Here is a 9,227-nt window from a genome sequence, read left to right as displayed (position 1 = left end):
TAGAATCCTGAGCTTGAGCAGCTACTCCGATAAAAAGAACAAAAATTAAAGTTACAATCGTTTTCATCACTTGGGGCGTTTTATATATATAAAACGCCCCAGATGCATCTCATCCCGGTTGTAATTCGTCGAAAAACCCTTATTTTTCGGTATCTGACAAAAACATGGATGAAGTGCAAAAAAGTGTCGATGAACGGATCAAACCCCTAAAACACCTAAGCGATATTTTGTGTATTTAACCGATAAAAGGGGGTGTGATTTTAAGCAATAAATTGGGGTCCGGGCAATTTTTTTGATATCTGGCCAGGTCTTTTTGACTACAAACCCCGGGATAATCTCCCATAAATCCGTCTATATCTCTTATAATCTGGAAATGAAGATGGGGAGCATAGTTTACATTAATTTTAGTATCCCCAAGGGTCGCAAGTACTTCTCCGGTCTTGAATTCCTTGTTTTTATGGATTCCATGGATTGAATCTATTGATAAATGACCGTATAAGGTGTAGAATTGTATTCCGTTCAATTTATGTCTCAAAATAATAGTGGGGCCATAATCGCCGGATATTGCATTATTCTTAAAACTGTCTACTGCACCTCCCAAAGGGGCAATAACATTCGTGCCGGCTTTAGCCCAAAAATCTATACCCAGGTGAATATTACGCGCCTCTTCCCCTTTTCCAACAAATCCCGGACTCTTAATATAAAGGTTCCGCCTTTCTAAATATCCTCCGTATGCTACAGCATGTGGGTCATAGTTCACTATCTTGTCAATATATTCCTGACAAACAGATGGATTGCTTATATCAAGGTTTTCCAGATCTTTATTGAATACTGATAAATCAATTGGAATATATTTACCAATAGGAATTTTTCTGTCCATAACAGTTCGTGGCCCTTCAGTGTGGTTTAGAAGTACATTCTCAAACAAATTCATAGTAATTCACATTATAGGTTTAGAAACTTTAGTTATATAGTACATTAAATCATTAATTAACAGGTCTTTAACCTCATTTGAATAAAGATTTATTGATTTTTGAAAAAAATTCGAAAAATGAAATATCTGAAATTAGGCATATTACTTGCCATAGCTATGTTTACCACAAGTTGCGAATCTAAAATTAAAAATAAAACAGAGCCAGCCAAAGAAGTAGTATTGGTTGAAAAATATTCCAAACAAGATCTTCAAGATTACGAAACCGCATATTTTGCCAGTGGATGCTTCTGGTGTGTTGAAGCCATATTCGAGAGTGTAAAAGGAGTGAAGGAAGTGATCTCCGGTTATTCTGGTGGAACTGAAGAAAATCCGACTTACGAACAGGTAGGTTATGGGAAGACTTCCCATGCGGAAGCAGTTGAAGTTTATTACAACCCCAAAGAAATATCCTACTTTGAGCTTGTACAGGTATTTTTTGGATCCCATGACCCAACGAGCCTCAATCAACAGGGCCCGGACAGAGGTACGCAATATCGCTCTATTGCCTTCTATAAGAATCCCGAAGAGAAAAAGATCATAGAAACCTATATGGCAGCCCTCGAGGAAAGTGGCAGGTACCAGGATCCCATTGTTACTGAAGTTACTGCATTTACCAAATTTTACGATGCAGAGGACTACCATCAGGATTACGAAAGAAAAAACCCAAATAATTCCTATGTCCGAAATGTTTCAATTCCCAGGTTAAATCAATTTAAAAAGAATTTTCCTGATTATCTTAAAGAAGAGGCACACTAAGCAATTTACCAGGATTTTAAGATTCTGATTAAAAGCGACTTTTTTGAGTTGCTTTTTTTTATTTGTAAATGTTACCACCTATATTTAAACAACCTAAACACAAATCCAACACCTAATGGAAAAATTAAAAAACACCCATTTTTACAAAATAACAATACTATTTCTATTGCTTACCTCACTGGGATGCTCAGATTCCAAAAAAGACAATACACCCTGGATCTCTTTGTTTGATGGAGAAACGCTTAATGGCTGGACAATTAAGGGCGGAGAAGCGCAATATGAAGTGAGAGATGAAATAATTGTAGGTATTACTGTACATAACACCCCAAACACTTTTTTAACTACGGACAAAATGTATGGCGATTTTATTCTGGAATTAGATTACAAGGTAGATTCCTCCATGAATTCCGGGATTCAAATCCGAAGCAATAGCTTTCCACATTACCGCAATGGGCGTGTCCATGGTTACCAGGTAGAAATAGATCCTTCAGAAAGGGCGTGGAGTGCCGGAATCTATGACGAAGCCAGAAGGGGCTGGCTTAATACTCTGGAAAATAATCCAAAGGCGCAACAAGCATTCAAACAAAATGACTGGAATCACTATAGGATTGAAGCCATTGGGGATACGCTTAAAACCTGGATTAATGATGTCCCCGCCTCATATTTGATAGACGAGAAAACGAGTAGCGGCTTTATAGGACTGCAAGTGCACAGCATTGGAAAAGAGAAAAAGGCAGGAACTGAAATTCAATGGAAAAATATTAATATCCTTACGGACAGTCTTGGCAAATACTCAAGGAAAAGTCCGCTTACACCAATTATTACCAAAAACCAACTCACGATAGACGAAGAAAAAAATGGCTGGAAACTCCTATGGGATGGATCTACTACTGAAGGTTGGCGGGGTGCTCGTCTCGATGATTTCCCTGATAAAGGATGGATCATGGAGAATGGTGAGCTTATAGTATTATCATCAGGCGGTGAAGAATCTGCAGCGGGTGGAGATATTGTGACTAAGGACCTTTATGGTAATTTTGAGCTTCAGCTAGATTTTAAACTTACAAAAGGCGCCAATAGCGGAATTAAATATTTTGTTGATACGGATATTAATAAAGGCCCGGGATCATCTATTGGTCTGGAATACCAAATTCTGGATGATGAAAATCATCCGGACGCCAAGTTGGGCAATCATGAAGGGAGCCGAACCCTGGCATCCTTATATGATCTCATTAAAGTAGATCCGGATAAACCTGTGAATCCTGTTGGGGAATGGAACCATGCGCGTATCCTGTCTAAAGACAACCATGTGGAACATTGGCTAAATGGCATGAAAGTCCTGGAATACGAACGAAAAAGTGATACTTATAGGAAATTGGTTGCTGAAAGTAAATATAAAGTATGGCCCAATTTTGGTGAAGCAGATGAAGGCCACATATTGCTGCAGGACCACGGTGATCGTGTTGCATTCAAAAATATTAAAATAAGACCAATCCAAAGCGAATAAACCATGACTACAAGACGAGATTTTATTAAAAAAACCACCGCTGGCAGTGCAGCCATTACCTTAGGTAGTCTTGTGCTCCCAGGAAGTGTGAAGGCTGGTGTATTAGGAGCAAATGATCAATTGCAAGTAGCCGTTATTGGCGTAAGAAGTCGTGCTAAAGCTCTCACAATGGGAATTTCAAAAAGTCCGAATGTAAAGATCATTTACAATTGCGATGTAGATGATACCATTATCGAGGCTCATAATATCTGGTGTCAGGAAAAAATTGGCTATGTTCCTAAAGTGGAAAAGGATTTCAGAAAAATGCTGGAAGACAAAGACGTAGATGCCGTATTCATAGCAACTCCCGAACATTGGCATGCCCCTATGGCTATAATGGCCTTACAGGCAGGAAAACATGTCTATGTTGAAAAACCCTGCAGTCATAATCCTCATGAGAATGAATTGTTGGTTGCAGCCCAAAAAAAATACGGTAAGAAAGTACAAATGGGTAATCAACAACGTTCCGCCAGAACTTCTATTTCTGCAATAAAGGATATTAGAAACGGTATTATTGGAAATGTATATAAAGGAGAAGCCTACTACTCTAATAGCCGTTCATCTATAGGAAATGGCGTTGATATTGCGGTACCACCTACCTTAGACTGGGATCTCTGGCAGGGACCAGCTCCGCGAAAAGCATATAAAGATAATATTCACCCATACAATTGGCATTGGTTCCGAAACTGGGGAACCGGCGAAATTCATAACAACGGTACACATGAAATAGATATTTGCCGATGGGCCTTGGGTGTTGATCTCCCTGAAACCGTTACTTCTTTTGGAGGCAAATACGCCTACGATGACGATTGGCAATTTCCGGATAACCAACAGGTGACATACACATTCAGTGAAAATAAATTCATCACGTGGAATGGTCATAGCCGCGGTGTTATGAAACCGGAGCAACCCGGAAGAGGTGCCACCATTTATGGTAGTAAGGGTACCATAGAACTTAGTAGAGATAGTTATAAATTATATGACTTAGATGGCAGACCCATCAAATTTGAATTTGAAACAGGAGGAAGTGCAACAATAGACACTATGGGTGCGGGCGATTTGGATGGTATGCATATTGCAAATTTCTTTAATGCCATTAGGTTAGATGAGACTCAAAACTCACCAATATCAGATGCCAGTATAACTACGATGCTTTGTCACCTGGGTAATATGGCTCAGGATGTCGGAGAAACACTAAATATTGACACTACTACAGGTAAAATCCTAAATAATAAGAAAGCAATGGCTTCCTGGAAAAGGGATTATGAAAAAGGCTGGGAACCAAAATTATAAGTAAGATATATATGAAGCGTAGAGAATTTGTGATCAAAAGCGGTCTGGCAACTGCCTCTATTGGTACTGCAAGTTTTATGGCATCCGGGATGGTATCTCCCGGAAAAGGTACAGATATAATAAATATTGGAGTAATTGGTACCGGAGATCGCGGAGGCGGACTTATAAACGTAATGAATAATATTCCTGAGTTAAACGTGATATCCTGCAGTGATATATTGCCATTCAGACTTCAGAAAGGCATTGCAAATACATCCGGAAAAGCAAAAGGATATTCGGATTACCGCAAGCTTTTGGAACAAAAAGATATAGACGCTGTTATAATTGCAACTCCTTTTAATACACATTCGCAAATAGCAATGGAAGCTATTGATGCAGATAAGCACGTTTTTTGTGAAAAAACTTTAGCCAAAGGCTTTGATGGTATAATCCAATTAAGAAACAAGGTAAATAGTTCAGATAAGATCTTCCAGACCGGACATCAATACCATAGTTCGCGTTTATATACCCATGTCGTAGATCTTATCCAGAATGGAAAAGTTGGTAAAGTTACCGCTATTGAATGTCAATGGAACCGAAATGGAAACTGGAGAAGGCCTGTAACTGACCCTTCCTTGGAAAGAGCCATAAACTGGCGCATGTATCGTGAATATTCTGGTGGTTTAGTTGCCGAATTATGTTCTCACCAGATTGATTTTACGAATTGGGTATTAAACGCAACTCCCGAACAAGTATTGGGTGTTGGTGGAATTGACTACTGGAAAGACGGCCGGGAAACATTTGATAATGTACATCTTATCTATAGTTATCCAAATGGAGTAAAAGCTTCTTTTACATGTTTAACCAGCAATTCAAAAGATGATTATCAAATAAAAGTGATGGGAGACAAAGGAACTCTTATCCTTGATTATGTTAATGCATGGTTCTTTCCGGAAGGGAATTACAAAAAAGAAATTCAGGATGTCGACGGAGTTTCCGGGGCTACAGTTAAATGGGACGAAGGCAAAGGAATTCCAATAGATATAGAACATGCAGACCCCAGTGCCCAGGCCTTAATTGACTTCAAGACCAATATATTAAATAATACAGTTCCAACATCAAACATTAGTACCGGAGCTAAGGCCGCTGCCTGTGTTCAGATGGGTTTAGATGCTATGCATGAGAATAAAATAGTTGAATGGAATAAAGAACTGAATTTATAAGCGAGTAGCTGTTCAAATTCATCAACCGGTAGTTAAAGGTGTAGGCTATTTTTTGAGTTCGATTTCGCTGTATCTGGAATCTATTACTATTGACTTACCTGAATCTTTTTGCATAAAGTACCCGTTATGCACAAAACTGTTTCCCTTTTTTTGGGATACCAATTTTAAATCTGATGGTCCGGAATAGGAAGAGGAAGTTCCGTCTATTGAAATATTAAATGGTGTACTTGGCAATTGGCAAACTAACTCTCCATTCTGCACAATTAAATCTAAATCCTCAAAATCATCAGCAATTGAGTTGATCACTAAAGCACCCAGATCATTATTAATCTGAGCACTTTTTAATAACCTGTCTATAGTAACATCAGAAGAAGTAGCATTTAGTTCTAAGATATTTACATCCTTTAATGCTACTTCCTCTGAGAAATTCAGGTTTAAATTCCCATAATTCCATCGCTGAACCGATACCGGAGAATAGGAAGCTACAATTTTGGTGTTTTTACCATCTATTGTAGTGGCAAGCAACCTTGAATAAGACAAGGTTGCATTCATATTTCTTGTATTTTCTGCCAATTTAACCTCCCCGTGGCGCACATTCATTTTGAGCTTCGTAGATTTAGGCATTTTAATTTTTATGGTCTTTTTTACTTTATAATTTCTTCTTTCCCCATCTGCAGACCGATAAAATACATTGGGACCATCCTTTTTATGCTTTGATATAATAATATTCTTGTGAACTTGGCGATGCTCTTCCATTGCTTCACTTCTTGCTTCATGGGCCTCGCGCCTCAATTCCTCCGTTTCTTTTCTCATTTCATCCCTTTCTTTGCTCATTTCCTCTCTTTCCTTCATCATTTCTTCCCTGGCAGCTTCACGCTCTTTTACCCTGGCCTCCATCTCCTTACCCCAAGCTTCCATTTCCTTTTGATACTCTTCATCAAATCCCTTTTCAAACTCTTCGGCCCATTTTTCAATATACTTTTCACCCTCTTTCTCGTAAGCTTCATAATCAAATTTCTCGACTACAATCGGAGGTATAGGCGGCATTGGAGGCATATCCTTAATAATTTCTGGAATATCCGGGATTTCAATATCCAAAAACAGGGGCTCCATATTTGGCATTTCCGGAATGTCAACAACAATATGCCTGTTGGAGCTGTCGTCCCAATAACTCCATGAATGCTCACCACTTGTTTTAATTGTGATTTCCTGGCTATTGCCTAGTATTTTTATTCCGTCCTTATTAAAATATGCTTCTGCCTCCTCAGGGGTGGCACCCTCAAGTTCAATTGTAGCTTCAATAATTACCTGATTTTTATTCCAGGTTTCAAATTCAATATCGGCATGACTAGTGTTGATATCTACAACAGCCTCATCCCCTACTGTAAAAGTTTCTTTGTACGTTTTCGATTTCATTTGTCCATAGCTGGCCATTGTAAAAAGGCAACAGCTTAGAACTAAACTTTTAAACACTTTGTTGTGATGTAACTTGTTCATTTTCTGATGATTTTAATTGATCTAATTTTAATTTTAACTTCTGTAATAGTTGTAATCTTAATTGTAGGTTTTTTATAAGGGCATTTATGGTCTGATCATTGGGGCCAATTTCATTTAATTCAACATTGAGTCTTTGGTATTCCTTATCCAGCTCAGACAAACGGGACATAAAGTCATCTACCAGGCCCTTGTTTTCATTGGATACCTCCAAACGCGATAATTCCAAATTAATATTGGCCACATAGTAGTTTTCTATTTTCTTTAAATCGGGTGAAAGATCCCCTAAAGAATACTCCTGAGACCCCTTAATCTCTGTTCCTTTATCAACTATAGCCGAAGGTTGGAGCGCCTCATCGCTAAAATTTATATATGCATATATTCCAAGGCTGAAAAGCACTAAAATTGAAGCCGCGATTCTTATAAAATAGAAGGTTGACTTTCTTTGAACAGGCAACTCCTTATCTAATCGATTTAAAAACCGTTCTTCATGACCTTTTTTCATCGGCTGCTTTTTCCCCTTTTCCTCTTTGAATAATTCTCTAAGATCCTGTGCCATAACGTCTTTCTTTTAGTAATTCCTTTAAATATCCTTTACCTCTCAGCAATCGGGTTCTGCATGTGGTTTCCGTTAATTTCAATATTTGCGAGATCTCTTTATGATCATATCCCTCCATTAGGTAAAGCTGTACAACAAGTCGGTATTTCTCTGCTAGTTGATTTATCGCCTCTTTCACCTCCTCAATTGATATTCCATTGTCTACAGACCAGTCATTATCTTCCACAATATGTATACTATTCTCATTAAGTTCCTGGAAACGTTCCTTTTTAGTTTTAAGAAAATCGATACTCTTGTTGATTACAATTCGCTTTAGCCATGCGCCAAATGTTACTTCACCTTTAAATTGATCTATCTTTTGAAAAGCCTTAATAAAGGCTTCCTGCACAACATCTTCCGCGTCATCCGGATCATTCACAAATCGCTTTGCTACATAATACATTCCCTCACAGTATTGCCTGTAAAGTCGTAATTGTGCTTTTCGATCATTGGCTTTGCAACGCTCTACCAGATCTATCTGAAACATTTGGTCCGTTTCCAATTTTTGGTATAAGTTGTTGTTATCTTAAGGACGAATGAAAAAACAGCATGTTGCAAAAAACAAGTATTTTTAAGAAATTTTTAAAAAGTCCACCTTGCAACAAGTTACAATTAAAAACAATTTTATATCCCTGAGTGTCCTTGATTATGGAGCTATTGTTCAAAAAATCCTGTTTAGAGACAAAAACGGAAAAGAGCTGAATCTGGTCGTTGGTTTTGAGAATCCTGTAGACTATCTCGAAGATCAAATAGCTCTGGGTGCCTGTGTTGGCAGATTTGCCGGGAGGATATCAAATGGGGGCTTTAGAATTAATGACACTACATATAATTTATACTCTAAAGACGGGGTGCATATACATGGAGGAAAGAATGGGTTCGGCAAAAAATATTGGACGTTGGACAAAGTTGTGCACGATGAACAACCCATGGTTAGACTGAGTTATAAAAGCCCGCATATGGAGGAAGGCTATCCGGGAAACCTCAATGCAAGGGTGACTTATAAACTCATTGATAATTCACTGCATATAATTCATGAAGCAGTGACGGACAAGTCTACTGTATTAAATATGACCAACCATTCATACTTTCGCCTTGATAATACCAATTCCATCGATCACTATGAGTTGCAATTGGACTGTCCTGAAATATTGGAGACCCATGCAAATTTACTGCCTACAGGTAATTTAGTTAGCGTTTTGGATACGGATTACGACTTCCAAATCAAAAAAAAGATTGCCAAGGTGCGATTAGATACGCCCTTTGTGGTGTCACATGATGCAAAAAAAGTGGCTGAATTATATTCGTCTGTTTCGGAAATACGAATGAAAGTTGAGAGCAATCAACCAGCGGTAGTTGTCTATACACCCC

9 protein-coding genes are annotated in these 9,227 nt (G+C 38.3%); 5 read left to right on the top strand and 4 right to left on the bottom strand.

Translation table 11 applies throughout. From position 1 onward, the window contains the following. Window positions 1–235: 235 nt before the first annotated feature. A complete protein-coding gene (locus Q0X89_RS08600) occupies window positions 236–934 on the bottom strand; it encodes a peptidoglycan DD-metalloendopeptidase family protein (RefSeq protein WP_297693154.1) in 699 nt (232 codons plus the stop codon). A 117-nt stretch (window positions 935–1,051) separates the two neighbouring features. Here Q0X89_RS08600 and msrA point away from each other — a divergent pair, with 117 nt between their 5' ends. The 4 genes from msrA (at window position 1,052) to Q0X89_RS08580 (ending at window position 5,767) form a co-directional block, all read left to right on the top strand. Beyond that, window positions 1,052–1,729: a peptide-methionine (S)-S-oxide reductase MsrA gene (msrA, locus tag Q0X89_RS08595; protein WP_297693152.1), complete on the top strand. Its 678-nt coding sequence runs from the start codon at window positions 1,052–1,054 to the stop codon at window positions 1,727–1,729. A gap of 115 nt (window positions 1,730–1,844) precedes the next feature. Then, complete coding sequence (locus Q0X89_RS08590; RefSeq protein WP_297693150.1) at window positions 1,845–3,233, top strand: DUF1080 domain-containing protein; 1,389 nt, start codon at window positions 1,845–1,847, stop codon at window positions 3,231–3,233. Window positions 3,234–3,236: 3 nt separating this feature from the next. Further along, entirely contained in the window at window positions 3,237–4,565 is a 1,329-nt protein-coding gene (locus tag Q0X89_RS08585) for a Gfo/Idh/MocA family oxidoreductase (RefSeq protein ID WP_297693148.1), read from the top strand. 11 nt (window positions 4,566–4,576) lie between these two features. Next, entirely contained in the window at window positions 4,577–5,767 is a 1,191-nt protein-coding gene (locus tag Q0X89_RS08580; RefSeq protein ID WP_297693146.1) for a Gfo/Idh/MocA family oxidoreductase, read from the top strand. A gap of 45 nt (window positions 5,768–5,812) precedes the next feature. On the opposite strand, the gene Q0X89_RS08575 is transcribed toward Q0X89_RS08580, so the two are convergent. From Q0X89_RS08575 to Q0X89_RS08565, 3 genes are read right to left on the bottom strand one after another with little or no spacing between them, the layout of a single operon-like run. After that, the gene (locus Q0X89_RS08575; RefSeq protein WP_297693144.1) at window positions 5,813–7,264 is read right to left on the bottom strand and encodes a hypothetical protein; all 1,452 of its coding nucleotides are present in this window, start codon (window positions 7,262–7,264) and stop codon (window positions 5,813–5,815) included. Beyond that, a complete protein-coding gene (locus tag Q0X89_RS08570) occupies window positions 7,233–7,820 on the bottom strand; it encodes a hypothetical protein (RefSeq protein WP_297693143.1) in 588 nt (195 codons plus the stop codon). The genes Q0X89_RS08575 and Q0X89_RS08570 overlap by 32 nt, the downstream gene beginning before the upstream one ends. Beyond that, window positions 7,804–8,346, bottom strand: a complete 543-nt coding sequence (locus Q0X89_RS08565) for an RNA polymerase sigma factor (RefSeq protein WP_297693142.1) — start codon at window positions 8,344–8,346, stop codon at window positions 7,804–7,806. Before Q0X89_RS08565 ends, Q0X89_RS08570 begins: the two co-directional genes overlap by 17 nt. Before the next feature lie 109 nt (window positions 8,347–8,455). Here Q0X89_RS08565 and Q0X89_RS08560 point away from each other — a divergent pair. Next, the coding region (locus Q0X89_RS08560) for an aldose epimerase family protein (protein WP_297693140.1) at window positions 8,456–9,227 on the top strand (772 nt) is incomplete at its 3' end.

The organism is uncultured Eudoraea sp. (assembly GCF_947258525.1).
GTDB lineage: Bacteria > Bacteroidota > Bacteroidia > Flavobacteriales > Flavobacteriaceae > Eudoraea.
This window is presented reverse-complemented; position numbering and strand designations above follow the sequence as displayed.

Coding starts and splice junctions, on each gene's coding strand:
- Q0X89_RS08565 (WP_297693142.1), bottom strand. CDS start 8,346: ATGTTTCAGATAGATCTGGTAGAGCGTTGCAAAGCCAATGATCGAAAA.
- Q0X89_RS08570 (WP_297693143.1), bottom strand. CDS start 7,820: ATGGCACAGGATCTTAGAGAATTATTCAAAGAGGAAAAGGGGAAAAAG.
- Q0X89_RS08585 (WP_297693148.1), top strand. CDS start 3,237: ATGACTACAAGACGAGATTTTATTAAAAAAACCACCGCTGGCAGTGCA.
- Q0X89_RS08580 (WP_297693146.1), top strand. CDS start 4,577: ATGAAGCGTAGAGAATTTGTGATCAAAAGCGGTCTGGCAACTGCCTCT.
- Q0X89_RS08575 (WP_297693144.1), bottom strand. CDS start 7,264: ATGAACAAGTTACATCACAACAAAGTGTTTAAAAGTTTAGTTCTAAGC.
- msrA (WP_297693152.1), top strand. CDS start 1,052: ATGAAATATCTGAAATTAGGCATATTACTTGCCATAGCTATGTTTACC.
- Q0X89_RS08600 (WP_297693154.1), bottom strand. CDS start 934: ATGAATTTGTTTGAGAATGTACTTCTAAACCACACTGAAGGGCCACGA.
- Q0X89_RS08590 (WP_297693150.1), top strand. CDS start 1,845: ATGGAAAAATTAAAAAACACCCATTTTTACAAAATAACAATACTATTT.